This window comes from Ignavibacteria bacterium (assembly GCA_025612375.1).
Classification (GTDB): domain Bacteria; phylum Bacteroidota; class Ignavibacteria; order Ignavibacteriales; family SURF-24; genus JAAXKN01.
Genome location: JAAXKN010000057.1, coordinates 1 through 18,711 on the forward strand (window position 1 = coordinate 1; position 18,711 = coordinate 18,711).

General features: G+C 41.3%; 15 protein-coding genes. 2 read left to right on the plus strand and 13 right to left on the minus strand.

The features are described 5' to 3' along the window. Positions 1-42: 42 nt before the first annotated feature. The 6 genes from HF312_19880 to HF312_19905 form a co-directional block, all read right to left on the minus strand. Entirely contained in the window at positions 43-882 is an 840-nt protein-coding gene (locus tag HF312_19880; protein MCU7522482.1) for a hypothetical protein, read from the minus strand. Between the two features lie 70 nt (positions 883-952). Then, entirely contained in the window at positions 953-1,549 is a 597-nt protein-coding gene (locus HF312_19885) for a sigma-70 family RNA polymerase sigma factor (GenBank protein MCU7522483.1), read from the minus strand. Positions 1,550-1,616: 67 nt separating this feature from the next. Further along, positions 1,617-3,095, minus strand: coding sequence for a peptidase M14 (locus HF312_19890; GenBank protein MCU7522484.1), 1,479 nt, complete (start codon positions 3,093-3,095; stop codon positions 1,617-1,619). 48 nt (positions 3,096-3,143) lie between these two features. Then, on the minus strand, positions 3,144-4,079 hold the full coding sequence (locus tag HF312_19895) for a cation transporter (GenBank protein MCU7522485.1): 936 nt from the start codon (positions 4,077-4,079) through the stop codon (positions 3,144-3,146). A 114-nt stretch (positions 4,080-4,193) separates the two neighbouring features. Next, on the minus strand, positions 4,194-4,925 hold the full coding sequence (locus HF312_19900; GenBank protein ID MCU7522486.1) for a DUF2461 domain-containing protein: 732 nt from the start codon (positions 4,923-4,925) through the stop codon (positions 4,194-4,196). Next, entirely contained in the window at positions 4,922-5,566 is a 645-nt protein-coding gene (locus tag HF312_19905) for a hypothetical protein (GenBank protein MCU7522487.1), read from the minus strand. The genes HF312_19900 and HF312_19905 overlap by 4 nt, the downstream gene beginning before the upstream one ends. Before the next feature lie 133 nt (positions 5,567-5,699). Here HF312_19905 and HF312_19910 point away from each other — a divergent pair, with 133 nt between their 5' ends. Together HF312_19910 and HF312_19915 are read left to right on the plus strand one after the other, a co-directional pair. Then, a complete protein-coding gene (locus HF312_19910) occupies positions 5,700-6,230 on the plus strand; it encodes a class IV adenylate cyclase (GenBank protein MCU7522488.1) in 531 nt (176 codons plus the stop codon). 30 nt (positions 6,231-6,260) lie between these two features. Then, entirely contained in the window at positions 6,261-9,476 is a 3,216-nt protein-coding gene (locus HF312_19915; GenBank protein MCU7522489.1) for a hypothetical protein, read from the plus strand. Between the two features lie 209 nt (positions 9,477-9,685). On the opposite strand, the gene HF312_19920 is transcribed toward HF312_19915, so the two are convergent. The 7 genes from HF312_19920 to HF312_19950 all read right to left on the minus strand — a co-directional run bounded on the left by HF312_19920 (position 9,686) and on the right by HF312_19950 (position 17,831). Then, on the minus strand, positions 9,686-10,273 hold the full coding sequence (locus HF312_19920; GenBank protein ID MCU7522490.1) for a hypothetical protein: 588 nt from the start codon (positions 10,271-10,273) through the stop codon (positions 9,686-9,688). A 135-nt stretch (positions 10,274-10,408) separates the two neighbouring features. Then, on the minus strand, positions 10,409-10,630 hold the full coding sequence (locus HF312_19925; GenBank protein MCU7522491.1) for a T9SS type A sorting domain-containing protein: 222 nt from the start codon (positions 10,628-10,630) through the stop codon (positions 10,409-10,411). Next, positions 10,585-11,301 (minus strand): hypothetical protein, encoded by a 717-nt coding sequence (locus HF312_19930; protein MCU7522492.1) that lies wholly within the window; start codon positions 11,299-11,301, stop codon positions 10,585-10,587. The genes HF312_19925 and HF312_19930 overlap by 46 nt, the downstream gene beginning before the upstream one ends. A 22-nt stretch (positions 11,302-11,323) precedes the next feature. Next, entirely contained in the window at positions 11,324-11,944 is a 621-nt protein-coding gene (locus HF312_19935; protein MCU7522493.1) for a hypothetical protein, read from the minus strand. 92 nt (positions 11,945-12,036) lie between these two features. After that, entirely contained in the window at positions 12,037-12,450 is a 414-nt protein-coding gene (locus HF312_19940) for a T9SS type A sorting domain-containing protein (GenBank protein ID MCU7522494.1), read from the minus strand. 550 nt (positions 12,451-13,000) lie between these two features. After that, positions 13,001-16,528, minus strand: coding sequence for a T9SS type A sorting domain-containing protein (locus tag HF312_19945; protein MCU7522495.1), 3,528 nt, complete (start codon positions 16,526-16,528; stop codon positions 13,001-13,003). Positions 16,529-16,541: 13 nt separating this feature from the next. Continuing rightward, on the minus strand, positions 16,542-17,831 hold the full coding sequence (locus tag HF312_19950; protein MCU7522496.1) for a hypothetical protein: 1,290 nt from the start codon (positions 17,829-17,831) through the stop codon (positions 16,542-16,544). Positions 17,832-18,711 lie beyond the last annotated feature (880 nt).

An 18,711-nucleotide genomic window follows, 5' to 3' on the forward strand; every position in this document is an offset into this window, starting at 1 on the left:
ATGCTCTTGTTTCAATTTCTTATAAGCATGGGAAACTATCCCCTATTTTTCAGCGGTGAGGAAGTTGCTTTCCAGTTTGTCCATGGTTTCATTGGAGACCAGGACGCAGATTTTGCCGTCTTCCTTCCAGACCAGGTAGTTCCTGTCGCCGTCTTTGTATTTATAGCTCTTTCCCGCGTCGAGCATTTTAAGAAGGTCGTTTGAGAGCGTAACAACTTTTTTCTTCTTGAGGCATTCCTCGTTTGCCTGATAGAGGTAGGCAAGCTTCCCGTCTTTACCCCTGTAGAAGTTGTGAGGGAGCTTTTCGCCGTTGTCATCAGAAACAATTGCGCCAATTAAATCCCACTGCTTTGCCTTCGGCACCATAGGGCGGAACTTCACCCCTTTATCCTTAAAAAACTGCCTTAATGCATCCGTGTTGCTTCCTGCGGCCTCGAGCTGAAGTTTTCCATCGACAATGCTCTGGAAATTCCTTTTTGCCTGGACGAACATATTGTTAAAGCCGTTCTGCTGGCTTGCAATGCTGTTGTTATCGTCACTTTTGAAGAAAAATATTATGGCAAGAATTATTACGGCTGCGGCGGAGGCAAAGGCGAAGCGGGGGCTGAAAAGCCAGCTTCGTTTTTCCTTTTTAACTTTTTCTTTTCTAACGGGAATTTCCTGAAGGATCTGACTGATGATCCGTTCTTTGAGATAAGGGGGTGTTTCCACAGAACCCAGGCGGTTCCTGAGTGTGGATTTAATGTGTGACTGAACCAGAAACTCAGCTTTATAAGCTTCGTTCTGTTCAATTTTCTGTCTGATCTCTTTTAATTCAACCTGATCTTTTATTTCGTTATCTACAAGCGCAGTAACCTGTTCAAATAATTCACTCTGTTCCACAAGAATCTCACGTCATTTAATACATTTCATCTTAACTAAAGCATCGGTAAATCAGGGTATGTAAAAAGCATCATTTATTATTTTTTACATATCCTCTTTCCCGGGCATATTTATTCAGCCTTACATAGAGCATCTTGCGAGCCCTGTGCAGCCTTGATCTAACAGTTCCTATCGGACAATCGACAAAGTCGGCAATTTCCTCATAAGTAAAACCCTCAATGTCGCTGAGTATAATCACTGTCCTGAAATCCTCAGGCAAAGATGAAATAGCCGAAGAGATATCATCATCCAGCAGATTATTAAAAACATCTTCCACTAAATGATCACTCTTCACGTCAGAGGATTTGATGTTCTCGTAGAAGTTCTCAATGTCCTCGTAGTCTACTTTACTCGGCTCCTTGCTGTGTTTCCTGTAATCATTGATGTAGGAGTTTTTTAATATTCTAAACAGCCATGCTTTGCAATTAGTTCCCTTCTCGAATTTGTCGAAGAAACGGAATGCCTTCAGAAGGGTCTCCTGCACCAGGTCGTCCGCGTCGTCAGAGTTACCAGTCATCCTCAGAGCAAAGTTATAGAGCGCATTCATATGAGGCAGAGCTTCACGTTCGAAATCTATATATTTTTGCCTGTCATCCGGACTTACATTTAAGTTTGCTATCGATGCCATAACCTTTAATTATATCTTGTGTCTAAGTTTATTATACCAAATAAATTTAGATTTATCAATGCAAACGCTATTGCAAAATGAGTCCATTCATAACATTGCTGCTCCGGGTCTTTAAGTCGCAGATGAAGCCGTTAATTACGGCGAAGCGCACGCTGCCATTTTTATAGATAACAAAGTCTGCCGGGGCGCCGGGTCTGAATTCACCTTCAGGAAGGTCAGGCTTACCGTTTTCATCCACTGCAATAAGGTTTAGAGGCAGCGGTGAATATCTTCCCTTAAGGTTTTCCTTTCTGACCTTCAGGGCTGTAACGCCATTTTTAAGGAGGTCCTGGAAGTTAAGTTTTTTTACCTCATCCATATCCTTAAATACTTCCGGATGTACTTTCCCCGGGAAGGCTTCCATACTGCTGCAGTCAAATTCCTCGTAGCCGAAGAAGGTTGAAAGGTCCCCCATGTCTTCAATCATGCCGTGGTAGTAGAACTTACGGCCCGAAGTAACCTCCAGGCGGTTTATGCCGAGGTCGGCCCTGTAGGTGATGCCGTTTACATTAAGCGTGAGGTTTCTTAAAAGGAGGTCAAAAACAAAATCCGCATTGTCCGGAATTTTATAGTAGTCCCCTGTTTCCCTTGTCTTGTAGCTTCCGGTTGCAATGCTGAGGATGGAGGATAAAAGTCCTGTATAGTTCATTTTTCTTATGAACTGTTTTTCGTAATCGGTATGCCAGCCTCCGGACTCGATAAGGATTGTGCTGGTTCCCCACTTCTGTATATTGTCGCCGAAAGCCCGGGGCTCAAAGTCATCGGGGTACTTTGCCATATGGCCGGGAATAAAGTTCGAGAGCTCAGTAAACATATTTACAATCAGCTTCATTGCCCTTTCCCTTACCGGGTTAACGCTCCTTTCGTAGTCTACAGGAGGGGCCAGGAATGACAGCGCGGCCGATTTATAGCTCCTTCCTACGGAATGCCTGGTGCTCTGGTCGTGAAGGTTAAAGCCGAAGTCGGCATTAAGAGAGTCCCTTATCCCTTTAAGGATAACAGATTCAGGGCTCTGCAGCATTGCGGCGTCGCGGTTGATGTCAATTTCCAGGGCATTTCTTCTCTGGAAGCGTTCGGCGCCGTCGGGGTTCAGCATCGGTATAAAGCAAAGGGTAAGTTTACTTAAGATCTCTTTTCTTACCAGGTCGAAGCTGTCGCTTTGAGAAAGGAAGTTAAAAATGTCAAAAAGCGCCATTGTTGCAGTCGACTCGTCGCCGTGCATCTGCGACCACAGGAGGACCGTAGTTTTTCCTTTTCCCGCAGAGACGAGGTTTATCTCGCGCCCCTCGGTGGAATGGCCCAGGGTTCTGACGTTAAAAAACTGGTTTTGCTTAAGCCTGCTGATAAGCGAGTCGATGTCTGTACGTTTTATCCTTCTATGCTTAATGCTGTTTTCCCTGTACTGTTCGTATGTGTTATAGAGGTCCTGGCTGAACCTGTTTTCCTGTGCTTTAAGCGACGCTGTCATAATAAGACCAAAATAAATTAGTATTAGCAGAGTTTTCATATAATATAATCTGGAAAGTTGAATTGACGCCGGAATCCGCTTTTAATGTTATTTTCTGCGGCTCCAGTTTTTGTGCTTCCACCTTTTTACGTGAAGAGTTTCTTCGGGTTCGATATGGATGTTCACTTCGCACCTTTCAATTTCGCTGCAGATAGATTCTTCAACCTTATGCGAGATCTCGTGGGCTTTATTTATGGATAAGTCGGGAGCCACGTGTATTTTGAGTTCAATAAGAACGTGCGCGCCTGAATTTCTTACTTTTATGTCGTGCCACTGCAGGACTTCAGGTATTCCGGAGATGATTTTAGAAACCCTTTCCTTAATTCCCTCGGGGGCCTTATCGAGCAGAACGTCAATTGATCTTTTGCCCAGGTTGATGCTGATGAATATTACAATAACCGCAACAATTAAAGCCGCTATGGAATCCGCATAATGGAATCCGAAGGCATAGCCGGCAAGTCCAATTAGAACGACGCCGGAGCTGAAAATGTCCGACGAGAAATGCAGCGCATCGGCCTCGAGTGCCTGGCTGTTATATTTTTTTGCAATTCTCCTAAGAGCGGTGGACCGCGAGATGTCTATAGCCATGCTGGTCAGTATTACGACAAAGCTCCAAACGTTGACCTCAATTTCCATATGCCCGCCTGTAAGCCTTTTTACGACTTCCGATATGATCCAGAGGCATGTAATAAGGAGCAGAACGGTTTCAAAAAGCGCCGAGATATTTTCCATTTTCCCGTGCCCGAAGTGATGCTCCTCGTCGGCAGGTTTGCTTGACATTCTGATTGCGGCGTAGGTAACCAGCGCGGCCAGGAGGTCGAGGCCTGAATGTGCGGCTTCGGAGAGTATACCCAGACTGTTTGTAGAAATTCCTACAACGAGCTTAAAAGACGTCAGGAAAACCGCGGCAATTAAGGAACTGGATGCGACTCTCTTTTTTTCTTTTTCTTCCTTCCATGTGGAAGTTATAATTTCACTTTCCATAATTTCAGTAATAATACCGGATTTTTTGGTTAGTTGAATATTGGGTTAGTTGAATATAAAGATTCCCATACTGATTTCAAAAAGGATTTATGGGTTTATCCGGACGGGGATCAGTCAGAGCATTACTCCGAACTGTTCTTCAAATTCCTCTATCATTTTTAACGGCTCCGGGAAGACCGCAAAGCAGTATACCGGAAAGAGGAGCGAGTAGGCTTTCATGGCCTCGAGAACAAAGTCGGGAGAATAAATTATCTTTTCCTTTGGAGAAAAAGACTTTTGTATAAGCATCATTTTCAGGTCTTTAAGCAGCCCCAGGTGTTCCTGCCCGTTCAGGTGTTTATCGATTATTTCCGGACCTTTAATGAGCTCGTAGAGTTCAAAGTTATAATTTAATTCATATTTATCGAGCAGGTTCAAGAACTCTTTTGTATGATGTTCAAGGTTTTGCCTGAAGCAGAAATTGGGGTCTTTAGGGGAGTTGTTGATGAACAGCCCCATGTCGAATGAGCCTGCCTCAAAAGAGACGTAAAACTCGCTGTCCATCTTAAAGCGGCCGAAGTGAATGAGAAGATAGTCCCTGTAAGGCTCCCCTTTTGAGAACCTCAGGTCCTTGTTTATTCTCATGATAGTTTCATTAAACTTGGGTTCGGTTCTGATTGCGGGATAAAGGCGGTTAAAGAACTGCGCCATTTCCGTAATAAACGACCGCGCAGGCACGACGAGCGAATTCTGGTAGCGTTCGCGGTTAGAATTGAACCACGCAAGGTTGTTATTATCCCTTAATTCCGAAAGAAAATCAAAGGCATCCTGGCTGAAGCCTTTGAAAGGGGGGATTGAGTTTTTCAATACATGATTCCGAGATTAATAGTCAGGTAAAATCCTCCCAGATTCTTCTGGAACTTGCCGTCCAGGCTCTCAACGCCATTATTAAAGAAATGGATTACGTAGTATCTCAGGTTAATTCCGAGCAGGCTGGATTTATCCAGGCCGAAATTTGCCCCAAGCCCCACGTAACCGCCGGCAGTATATTTTGCCTGTGCGCTGCCGAAGGAGCTGAAGAACTCCTTTTCGTATGGCGTTGTAAGGACGAGCGTAGGGCCCACGCCGAAGTTAACATAGGGGCGCAGGTTCTCGGTTATTGAGTTCTCAAAGAGCCTCTGCTGAAGCCCGAAATTCAAAGGCAGGAGGAATACCCTGTTCTTCTTGTTGACTGTAACGTACTGCTGGGTATAATAGTCGTAATACTCAATTTCCTGATCATCTTTAGCCTCAGACATTGAAAAGTCAACAAACCCGGTAAGCGTATTGTTCAGGTCGTGGCGGTAGAAAGTGCCAAGACCGAAGCCCCCTTCGCCGAACATAAAATCGACGCCCCAGGAATTCCTTGGGAATTTTTCCAGCGGTTTTTCAGGAGCCATTTCGCCCAGCTTCTGAGCCTTCAGTGACAGAAGCGGCAGAAACAAAATTATAAAAAATATTTTCTTCATACTTCTTTGCTTTTATTGTATTTTAAACACAAAAGAATATACATGTCAATATGATAAATGATAACTTAGCGGTGCTTTTTTAAGATAAAGAGCTAAGTTACAAAATTATTTAAATTAAAACCAACGAAGAACAATGCCTGTAAACCTCGAAATTAAAGTTGCACTGCCGTCCCACAAAAAAGTAAAATCCATTTTACAGGAGATCGGGGCCGAATTCAAGGGAATTCTCAATCAGAAAGATATATATTATAAATCGCCCTCCTGCCTGCTGAAGATGAGGATCATTAAGAACGACAGGATAGAGCTCATAAAGTATAACCGCGTTGAATCGGGTGAAACACGCTGGTCGAACTATGAAGTTATACTCCTCTCGGGCAAAAAAGTGCCAGGTTTTTTCGATAATATATTAAAAACCGAGACAATTGTTGAGAAAAAAAGAGAGCTCTGGCTTTACGACAATACAAGGATACACCTGGATAAGGTAAAAGGGCTTGGGTATTTCCTGGAGCTGGAGACGCTGGTCTTGGGCGGAAAAAAGGACGCGCAGAAGCGCTTTGACCATATGGTAAAAACGCTCGGCCTGGACTTCGACAGCCAGATCAGGAGCTCTTACAGAAACCTCATGAAGGCGAAGGAAAAGAAGGCAAAACAGACAAAGCCATAACTCAGCCTATTCAGACTAAAAATCAGCGTAATGATATTAACCAAAGAAAATATTACCGCCGTTAACGTAGATGAACTGATCAGTGAAAAGCTCCGGGAAGCAAAGCTGAACGAGATGCTTTTAATAGTTCCTACTAACAGGAAAGCCAGGATATACAAAAAAGAGCTGGTAAGCCTTACGCCCGGCAAGGCGGCGGGAAGTATTAATATTGAGACTATCGGGACGCTTTCAACAAGGCTTCTTTCGCATAAAGTTAAGTTCAGCCCTGTAAGCGAGGCCGCCTCGGCCGTGCTCTTAAAGCAGAGCGTGGCCGAAACAAGGCTATGCTACTTTTCGGGCTATAAGCACGAGATCCCCCCGGGCACGCTTCAAAGGGTGCACAACGTAATTTCAGAATACAAGAGGCACGGCATTACGCCAGACCTTCTAAGGCAGGAGGCAGACAAGTGCTCAGGCGCCGAGGCCAGCAAGGCGCTCGACATTGCTAACATTTACGAAAAGTTCATGGCCAACTGCAATAAGCTTATGGCCAAGGAAACGGGCGACATATATGCCGAGCTGAATGAGTTTACCAAAGAGGAATTCCAGGAGGCTTTCCGCTCGTTCTACCCCGAGGTTAATCTCATAATCATAAACGGGTTCGATGAGTTTACAAACCCCGAGACGGAGATAATAAATTCTCTTTCCCTTGTTAAGAACGCAAAAGCATTCATCAACTTCGACTATTACTCATTTAATAACCTTATCTTCTCGCACCTTAAGGAGTGCTATAACAGGCTCTTGTCAAAAGGGTTTAACATTGTAACCGACAGGGCAAGCGTTCACTTAGGCGACTTCAGGGACTATATAAAAGAAAGCCTTTTTGAACGTCAGCCTAATGTGCCGGCAGCAAAGTATAAAGGCCTCATTACACGCCTTGAAGCCCCGGGGCGTGAAAAGGAAATTGAAATTGTAGCCAAGGAGATCAAGAACCTGCTCCTGGATGGAAAAACCGAGCCGCACAGGGTGTGCGTTGCCTTTAACTTAATTGAAAAGTACTCGCCTTTAATAAGGGACATTTTCTCGAACTACGGCATCCCCTTTAACCTTACGGACAGGATCTGGCTTGAGAACTCGACCCCGATTATTGCCATAATAAACTTCCTGGAAGTGCTGGAAAATGATTTTTACTTCAAGAACATCTTCCGCGCCCTAAGCGGGAGCTTCCTTAATTTTGATAAAATAAGCCTTTCAAACCTGATGAAGGCTGCAGCCAGGCAGAAGATTGTTGCAGGGTACGATTCCTGGACCGGACGACTGAAAGAGGCAGTGCTTGCAATTGAGCAGAGCGGAGGCGCCTTCGACCCATTTCTTGAGAAGGAAAAGCAGTCCTATAAGAAGGCCTTAAGCGACATCAGGCTCCTGCACGAGCTTTTAAGCCCGTTCGACAGGAAGATGACGCTTAAGGAGTTCATGGTGGAATTCCGCAGGCTAATTGAGGTTCTGGAGCTCCCGAAGCGCATACTTAACCGCCAGAGCAGCCGCCAGGAAGAGAACATCAAAGCCATCTCGACTTTTCTTGACACCATATCGGAAGTCTTTGAGCTCTATGAAAAAGAGTATTCAAAGACCGAGCGTTTCCCGCTGAAATTCTTCCTGGAGAAGATCCGTACCGCAGTCACTTCGGCAAGGTTCAACGTGCAGGAGAAGTCCAACTACGGCGTGCTGGTTACAACGCTGAATGAAATTAGGGGGCTCAGGTTCGATTACCTTTTTATTTCGGGGCTTTCGGACGGCGACCTCCCCACGCGCTACAGTCCTGAGATATTTTTCTCGGGCTCGTATTCCAAAAACGAGATGGTGCATCAGACAGAGGAGCGCTACAGGTTTTACCAGTCGCTCTGCACGTGGGAGAAAGGGCTTTACTTAAGCTTCCCTTCAAAGGAAGAGTCGAAGGAGCTGATTGAGTCGAGCTTCTTAAAGGAGTTCTGTACACTCTTTGAGACCGGTAATAAGACAGAAGAGGATTATAAGGATCTTATTTATTCAAGGGAAGAGCTGCTGAAGCTTACGGGAAAAGCCGGGATTGCTGAAATAAGGAAAGCATTCCCTTCGCTTGACGGGCGTTTTAACTGGGAGCATCTGGATAATTCCATAAAGGTCAATTCACTCAGGATTAAGGATCCCTTCAGGGAAACCGCTTTTACGGGAATACTTAACCCGGGTAGTGAAGACGGGGCGGAATGTTTACCCGCGCCCGGGATTTCAGAAGGAGCGCTTGAAACTCTGCTTAAGTCAAAAGATGCCCAGTATTCAATTACGCAGCTGGAGAAATACGCACTCTGCCCCTTCCAGTATTTCCTTAGCAGGATCTTAGGCATCGAGGTAATAAAGGAGCCTTCGGAGGACATTGAATCATTCGAGCTGGGATCGCTTTTGCATTCGATACTGTATGAATTTTACTCGAGGCTTACAAAAAAAGGGATCAGGCTTTCAGGCTGCAGGGATGAGGAGTTCTGCCAGGCTGAAGACATGATTTTTGAAATTGCGGAAGACAAGATTAAAGAAGCGGCCTTATACTCCCCCATGTCGTTCTACGAAAAAGAAAGGATAACGGGAATTGACGGAGTAAGGAAGAATTCAATTTTGTATAAATTTCTTGAAGCCGAAAGAAGTGACACACTTGGGCTAACGCCAAAGTTTTTTGAAGTCAATTTCGGAGCCGTTTCAGGAGATGAAAAAGACGAGACGCTTTCAGGCGCAAGGACGTTTACCATTGGTAAGAACAAGGTCCGCGGCAAGATAGACAGGATTGACATCAACGAAGCCGCCGGAATTTTTTCAGTAGTGGATTACAAATTAAACGGCAAGAAGCCTAGCCGCGATGAATTAAAAGAAGGGCTTTCGCTTCAGCTTCCGTTGTACATGTATGCGGCCTCAGAGATGCTGAAGTCGCTTTACGATGAAGATTACAAGCCCGTTGCGGCGTACATATACTCATTAAAGTACAAGTCGGATGAGTTCGGCAAGATTGCCGTAACGTTCAAGACGAGCCGGGCATTCTGTGAATTAAGTGAAGAGGAGAAGCAGGAAGCGGTTCTTATAAACAGCGATCTGATCAAGGCGTGTGAAGAGAGCATAGAAAAGTACATTGAGAATATATCTAAGGGAAGGTTCAACCTGTCGGGCCTAAAGGACCGTGAGGCGAAAGTCTGCCGCTACTGTGATTACAAGTCAGTCTGCAGGATTGATGAGATGGAGAAGTAGGAGCGGAAGGTCCGACGTCCGACGTCCGACGTCCGACGGAAAAATGGAAGCATAGAATGACGGAAAAATGAATGCATAGAATTTAGAATTACGCAGTTATTAAAAACCGAAGGTGTGTTCTGTCTATAGCAGAGCGATGCACAGACATCTCCGGGCCCTGGAGGGGCCCCATGTAAGACAAAAAGAAGCCTACGCCCAATTCTCCTCAATCACGCCGCAGCCTTGTTCCTTTCCGGGATAGCGATTGAAAATCTTTCATTCCTTTCGCTCACAAAAATGAAGAAGATGCCGAGAAGGATTTCAAAAGCTGTAGTCACGTAAAAATAAACCATCCCCAAATTTATCGAAGTAATTGATATGATAAATTTCAATATTACCGACAGCTCATATAGTATAATAACAATATAAAAGATCTTGACCCGTTTCAATTCAAGCATATCATCTGTTGCCATTTTAAATATAAAATAAAGGACGCCTATTTGGGCTACAGAAATGAGGAGTGCTAAAATTTTGAAGTCAATTCCATATATCAGATAATGAATTAGCAACAGGACCGGAATTATCACATAAACTTTTCTTATCGTCTCCTTTTGGTTCCACAGGCACAATATTAAAAATAAATCTTTAGCCACGTAAAACGGGAGGTTATAATAATGAAGCTCAACCAGAGCCCAAGCCACGGGGTCTGAAATGGCCTGGATGAGGAAATAGTAGAAAAACTTACCCCTGAACTGTTTAAGGGGCGGCAGCAGCCAGATAGTAATTGAAATATAGAATATTATTTGGGATAATTTCATAGCCTGAAAAAAATTGCTGCTGAAAGCTAAAAAAAACAATACTAAGAGTAAAGGACACAGATTGAACATTTTGGACCAGGCAGAAGCCTCCATAAAAGGAGAGCTCCTGCCATGGCTGCATTGCTTAGTGGGTAATTACTTTAACAGGAGCATCTTTCCGCTTCTGATGAAATTATTTGCACGGATTTCATATATGCACATTCCGCTTGGGATATCCTTTGCATTGAACTGAACTGAATACCTTCCCATTTCCTTATATCCGTCTACAAGGGTTGCAACTTCCTTACCGAGAATATCATAGACTCTCAGGCTTACCTTTGAAGCCTGGGGAATATCAAAGCTAAGCCAAGCGCCGATTTATATTCTCCTACTCCATAATATAGTTTTAGGAGAGCCTCTTTATACGAAGCTGAATTTTTCTTGTCAGGAGCATTTGCCGAAATATTTTCGAGATAGGTTTGAATTTCGGGATCGTTGGCACTAAAGAATAACTTTAGTAGTGGATTAAGTGCTTTAATTGAACCTTTGTCAATTATTGATCTCAAAATCTTTTTAGCAGAATTGTAGTCTTTTTTATCAATTAGGACTAATGATTGCCCAATTACACCGTCTTCATCATCACCAGAAGGAATACCAGTCAGTGCAGCTTTATTATATCCTGGTCCTCCGTCCCAATTATTACTATGATTCCAAACTATTGAGGAAGTAGCATCGTTGTACTTTGAAGGGTCCATGTTATAACCCCAAAAATTCTTCTCGGCATATATAGTAGAATAAGACATTGCCTGCAGCGCATAATTTGTAAATTCCGTAATTTTATTATGACATGCTGCAAACCCATCGTACACACTACTTCCGGCATCTATTATACTGTTGGCATTAGCTATCAGTCCAAAAGGGCAATTTTGTACAACATTATTGGTTGCAAATGCATAAGCACTGTAGTCTTTACCAAAAATTGAGATTCGAGTAAGATTCTGTCCAAAACCCATAAGCACAATTCTGAATGGTATTAGTATGCGCGTCAACTTGATCTCTTGTTAATTGAAATTATTTTGGGATAATAACTGCCGTATCTTCAACAACGGCATTAGTACAGTAAGATCTATACGATGCTATTAGAGTATCGCCGGTTGGCCTGATTTCAAGGAGATTATTCCCCAAAACCGGAGGATTGGAATGGTCAACACTATAAGGGATTATAATTCTGAAAATTTGTATACCGACTAGTCTAGTTTCCCCGGGTAGAGATTTCCCATCTAATAAAAATGTTTCCTGGTCGCCGCTACCGCTTTTAATAGAGACATAAACGGGTTTACCATAAATTAATGGTTCATCGAAACTGGTAAACTTGGCAGATACAGAAATCATAATCGTATCACCTATCTGAAATGGCTTATTCCATATACGAATCTCTGGGTTTGTAATACACGTGTCATTATCACAATGAGTAACTTGTTTTAGTTTTTCAAAACCAAACTTTTCTTGTTCACACATTGCCTTTTCCTCAATTTGAATTACTTGTTTTTCTGCGCAGCCTGAAAAAATAAATATCAGTATGAAAAGAAATGGAATACTTAAAGATTTCAAATTAGGTGTATTCAATTTTAACTCCTGCAAAATATTTTTAATAAATTTATCAAAAGAAGTATTTAATTTATTCTTTCCCATATTAGGAGTAACTGATGTGTGTGTTACGAAACAGCATTTTCAAAAACAGTTCCAAGTCCATATCTCTTTTTTTTACAAGTGATTGTTGAAGGTTATTTTAGGTACACCATTTTCTTTATATCTGAAAATGAAGGTGTTAGCATTCTGATGAAATAAATTCCACCGGAGAGGCCTTCGGCATGGAAACTGAGCTTGTGCTCTCCGGATTTCTGAAATCCGCTGTAAAGTTCCTTTACAACACGCCCCAAGAGATCTATTGCCTCAATTTTAACCTGGTCATCCATAGGAAGATTATATTGAATGATTGTCTCTGAATTGAAGGGGTTGGGATAGTTCTGAAATAAGCCGTAAGTGCTGAATTTATGAACCCCTTTATCATCTACCCCGCTTGTCTGCCTTTCAAGAACAGCCTTAATAGCAAAATAAAAGTATGCGCTTTCATACCATACAGGTTTTGGGTTACTCCATAAAAGGAACTGATTTAATATTTCGTTATTAAAATTCATAGATGAGACTATCCCCAGGAAAAGCTCTAGGCCCGTTATATAAAAGCACTTTTGATTTTAATAAGAACGGGCTTATCAAGGTTGATAGTTTGCCAGTTCGAGTATCCTGTTGTTAACTCAAATGGAGCTTGATATATGACAGAGTCCTTAATATTATCATATTATAATCATCCTGATTAAGAACAGTAACTCTAAATTTCCATTGTTGGAACAGTAGCCGGGATTTGCATAGATGTTTTTGCAATCTTAGCAACTTCCTAATAATCAGGCATAAAATTTAAGGGTTTTACAATAAGTCGCAATGGGGACGGATACTACATTTTTAATTGGCGGGCTAATTCCACTCTAAGTACATTTATATCAAGCACTTAAAAATGATTTTTTTTTTGATGAGCAGCAGCCAGCCTGGATTTTTGAGGAAAATCGGGGGTATTAATACCCCCCGTAGTATTAATACTACGCCGGTATATTGTAGTATCAGAGATCTAAAGATCAGGCAGAAGCCCCATAAATGGAGCTTCCGCCATGGCCGATTTACTTTTAAGTGTAATTACTTTAACAGTAGCATCTTTCCACTTTTAATGAAGTTATTTGCACGGATTTCATATATGTACATTCCGCTAGGCAGACTTGAAGCGTTGAACTGAACTGAATACCTTCCCATTTCTTTGTATCCGTCCACAAGGGCTGCAATTTCCTTTCCCAAAATATCATAAACCCTGAGGCTTACCTTTGAAGCCTTGGGAATATCATAATTTATGACAGTTGACGGGTTAAATGGATTTGGGTAGTTTTGAGATAACGCATATTCAGTGACTATTCCGCTGTTCTCTGAAGACTGACCGTATTTTTCCTGCTTTTCGCCTTTATTCATGGAATAAGCCGAAGGATCATTCATCAGATTTTCTGCTATTTTAATTCTTGAGGAGAAATAGAAGTCTGAAACTTTACCTTTTTTTATGTCTGAAAGAATTTCCTGGGCTTTTCCAAGGTCTTTCTTCACGTTTATAAATGCAAAGAGTTTTGAGAACCTGGCATCAAGAGCCTCTTTTTCACTTGCTGACGAACTGATAGCGTTGTCAAACCATGCAATGGCCTTGTCAAACTCATTATTCTGAAGATAGTTATCTCCAAGCAGCTTCAGCAGGTAGGAATTCTTCTTTACTTTTGTGAGCCCTTCCATATAGCTTAAGATGTCGGCTCTGGAATATTTGTTCTTTATTCGCATTAGTTCAGTCATGGCAAAAGGCTGATTCTTCTCAGAATTTACAAGAGTCTTGTACCATGCGATAGCATCGTCAAGCTTTCCGGCCTTCTCAAGCTTAACTCCTTCAAGCAGGTTAAAAGGAATGTTTTCCGAATCATTTAAATTTGTTTTATTCATAGAAGTCTTTTTTCCAGCAGAACTTTCGGCTCGTAATACATATGGGATTGCCCCTCCTTCCCATGGGTCTTCTTCTATATTATCATATATCTCCAAATATGAATCATAATCTTTGTAAGTTTTTGGTTCTACTCCCCCCCAATAATTACTTTGCGCAAGGATCCAACTACTTTCATATGAATAAGCATCATAGTTAGTGTTGTCCATAATAGTATTGTACCAGCCTGCTACACCTTCAGAACCAGCATAAACAAAGCTTCCCCAACCCGAAGCAAAGCCGACCCTGTTATCTCTAAACCGATTATTAGGACAGAAAGTACTAAGACTATTGTCCGTAAAATAAACATAAGTACTTCCCCCAGCATACAGGCCCCAATCAAATCCGCTTACATCATTGTGGGCGATATACGGAGATGAGTTATTTAGAAAGAATAACCCCTGATAGTGATGGTACTGCGGTGAAGAAGCGTCTTTGGTTATAACGTTATCCAAAATAAATGGTGATGCAGCTGAAGCTTCCCCATAGATTCCATTCTCGAGAGGATTAATAATATGATTTCCCATTATTTCCGGCTGAGAATTATAAACATAAATTCCATTTTTAAAGTTGGTAAAATAAGAGTTCCAGATCTTAACATTTGCCCCGTTAAGGCAGCGGATTTCAGTCCCGTCATTCAAAGTCATATTATTAAGTTCTGAATTTGCAGCTCCTGCTCCATCAAAAACAATATTACCCCAGCGGCCTGTAGTTTCGCCTCTCTGGAAGGTAATGTTACCGGCATTTGCAATCAAAGTACCGTTCACAATAAGTGAAGCACCATTTTTGAAGGTAACTGTGGCTCCAGAGGCAATTGAAAGTGTGGAGCCAAGGGGAACGTAAGCATCACTTTCAAAAGTAACATTTCCGCTTAGTGTAGTATTGGTGCTGGCAAAATAATTATAAAAAACATTAAGCTTCATGTAATCATTTTCTCTTATCATATTTGTTATAGCTATATGCTTAAGAGCACCGCCCCAATCCTTTGTTGAAGGCCTTGTAGCCTCTGTCATCTTATTGGTAACAACTCCTTTTATCACTTCATCTGTAAAGAAATCGCTTTTTAAGCTTGAAAGTCTTTTGAATACATTACCTCTTGGCAGATTCGGATCAGTTGGCCACCAGCCCCAAGTTCTTGTCGGTGAATATGTAGTGACTTCCCATAATGTACGCCCTCCATCCGGCATGTTATTGAACACCCAACCTCCTTTAGGAACATAAGTACCACTGACGTAACTACATCTATCGTCATCCAGATAATCAAAATCACCGGCTCTCTGCCCGTTCCAGTTTCCCGATCGGGTATATGATCCTCTGGGATAGCTGTCATCCGGAATCGGATAGCCAAAAGAGCCGTTATAAGGAACCGCGGTTTCGAGATCGATCAGATTATCGGCATACGCTGTTATCGCATCCTGAATCTCTTTGATATGCCATACCAAAATTCCTTTGTTATAGCCGCTTTGAGCATACTCGTCATAGTTTGCAAAATTTTTGTCAAATCCCGTAGCTTTGTGGTACTCAATTAAGAAGTACTCATCCCGATCGCCAGTATGATTCTCATTTATCATTACTTTGATGATTCTTCTATATCCGTTTGAAATCTGTGTCGAAGTTAGCGGAACGTTAATATCGGACAACTTTATAGTTGAGAAATCAACATTCCTAACGGTTGACGCATTTACAGTTAGTATTTCCTCAGGCCTTATCCATCCCAGGAAAATCAGGTCATGTGATGTAATTGGCGGAAGCCCATAAAGTGAATGTTGCTCAGGTATAGAGGCATTGTGATACATTATATCATAGTTCCAAAGCAAATTACAATGGTCGTAACTGTAGTCTACTACTTCATCATATCCTCTATCAGGAAATCCCTTAAATCCGGAAGGAGAGCCGGAAATTGCACCTATCATGTGCATTCTTTCGTGAGCAATTGCACCCATGCTCATCTGAAAGTCAATCGGACCGTTAAAAATAACTGCTCCGGTTACAGATGAAGTGATAGTGTATGTGTTTCCCGGGTCAACAAAACCTCCATGCTCATGATAAAATTCATCCTGCGTAATTCCCGTAAAAACAAGATGAAGGGCTTTTACATTATTGAACAAGGATGGGTTGGCATTGTAGACATTATTGACAATATCTGAAGCAATATTAGTATTTTTGCTTTTCACAACACTGACTCCAGAGCCATTATCAGCAATATAACCCGCAAATGTTCTTGTTGTTAAATATGGATCACCATTAGCTTGCTTAGGGCAGCTAAAGTTTACTGTGTAAAGTCCTCCGGATTGATTACTGAAAAAATCAGTCAATGCTGGTCTGTACCACTCGTCTGCGGATATACTGCCACCATGGGAATTAATATAGTCTGATAGCAGAGTTCCATCGGGGAATGCTCCAAGCAGAGGAAATTCCGCATCGTTTGTAAGCCGCGGATAGGAATGAGTCCTGTCAGGAAAACCAACTACAATTATAAGCTCATTAAAATTACCTGTCAGATTGACGCTTGACACATACGCCGTGGCAGTAGTCGCCAAGGTTTGCTGGCTCCCGGTATTAAGTTTAAGAACAATATCGGGGGAATATCCGGTATACTGTCCATATAGAGCATTGAAAAGAAGGAAACTGAGAATTACAATTAATGATTTTTTCATGCGAACTCCCAAATTATTTGATGAGAATGAGTTTAATTGCCTGAGAATTTTTATTTCCCTGCGCGTCTATATTAAGTAAGGCATAGTAAATGCCAGAACTTACTCCTCTTCCTCTCTCATCTGTTCCGTTCCATGAAATTCTTTCAGTGCTTCCCTTTTCAACTGTTCCGGTATAGAAGGTTTTTACCTTTTGGCCAAGGGAATTGTAGATCGAAAGCTCGGGGCTGCACCTTTCAGGAACGGCAAAACAGAATATTGTACTACTATTAAATGGGTTAGGATAATTTGAAAATGAGTAACTGCTTGGAACTTGTTTCTTTATTTTGACATCCGTTATATCTGAAGACAGTGTATAGCTGTATAATACACGAGCTTCAGTTGCATTCTGAAATATGAATGTTTTGTTGTCCAGCCAATTCAAATAATACTTTTTCCCTGCATTGTTTAAATCATTTGTCAATTTGAATACCTTGGCTGAATCAGCGTGATAGACATACAAGTCTGCATCGCTTTGTGTAGCATAAAGACCAATAAAGGCAAGCATCTTTTCATCGGGGGACCACGAGAGTGAAATAAATTGCTTTGCTAATGATCTGCCTTCAACTTTTATCATGTCGTAAATCCCTGAATCTTTGCGTGTTCCGATGTCAAATTCATGTAAAAGTAAATTATACGAAGCTTCTATTGTAGAGTAGAACAACTTTTTGAGTTTGCTATTATATGCTATATCGGTTACTTGAGGATAGAATTCAGAAAATGCAACGAGTGTATCTACTTTCCTTGATTCAGGATAATAATGATAAATATTCCGGTCCTGATTAAATATTATCAGACTACTGTCACTGCTCCAAAATGTTTTGCTCCTATCATTCACATTACTCCTTTCATAGAGCTTCCCTGTAGTGAAGTTGTATTCAAAGTCTGCCAGAACAAACTTCTTGTCATCAGGAGAAAATGATCCAACAAGTAAGTCTTGGTCAATATTCAGACTATCTATAATCAAAGTTCTACTTTTTGTCTCGAAATCATATCGATATACGTCCTTAGTCCCGAAGTCGTAGACAATGCCAATATGCGATTTGTTTGCAAAAATAGGCACAGATGGAAGATCTGTCTCGGTAATTACTTTTGTTTTGGGGTCTAACTTCAATACAGCCCAGCTCACCCAGTCTCTGCAATAGACCTCACCTGTAAAATGGTCAACTGAATAAGCCTGACTAGAAAAAGGTGTAAACTGAGCCTGTTGAGCTGAGATAAGAGATGTAATAAAGAGAATTGCCAGTACAGCGTTTAATCTAACCATGATGAATTCCTCCTAATGGTTTATCCTAGTATGACTTCCTTAAGTTATACTTGAATTAGGCAGTTATATACAATCTAAATCTTCGAATCAAAAATCAGAGCAATAGTTGTCCGTTCCTCACTTGAGGAACATTAATTCTTATTCCGCGCTTAAAATAGGATGTTTATTCTATTCAGTCAATCAGTACTTTTACTGATTTTTAAATTAATAATTAGGTATTTCTACCAATTGACTTTCTCAGAAATATTTTAAAGAGAGCCGGTTCAGACATACACATCATTCCACATACACACAAAAACTTTTAACTATATATATGGGGACGAAGAGCGTTTTCGGAAAATTTTTTCAAAAAAAATAAAATATTTTTATGGAAGCAGGATTTTATTTTATAAAAATTAATTTTCAGCTAATAATTGCTTCAAAAATGGGTATTTCCAACTTAAAATACCGGTATTCTTGAGTAAAGTTACTCGTCTTTGCTGAAATTTAGTTTAAGCTCTGATCCTTCTAACTTTCTTAAATCTATTTTTTTGATACAAATTTATTTACTGCCCGTTACGGCGAAAACGCTTTCAATAGAAAGGGTTTATTGGAATGAAATTAAAGATATAATATCCGGAGATTTGCACAACTGATACTTAATATTGCTTTATTGGTATCTGAGTAAAAATTATGGTGCTCAACATAACCATATTACAATTATCTGTCAAGGAACTATTAGATAATGTAAAATACTTCCCTTACTAAAGGAAAACCGTTTTGTCATTATAGCAATTTTTTAGCCTTATCTATTATTTCCAATTATTCAGCATACTTCTTAATTGTTTGTCACCGGGTAGAGGGGTTATCCAATTGACAACCCCACCCCCACAGAACCAGG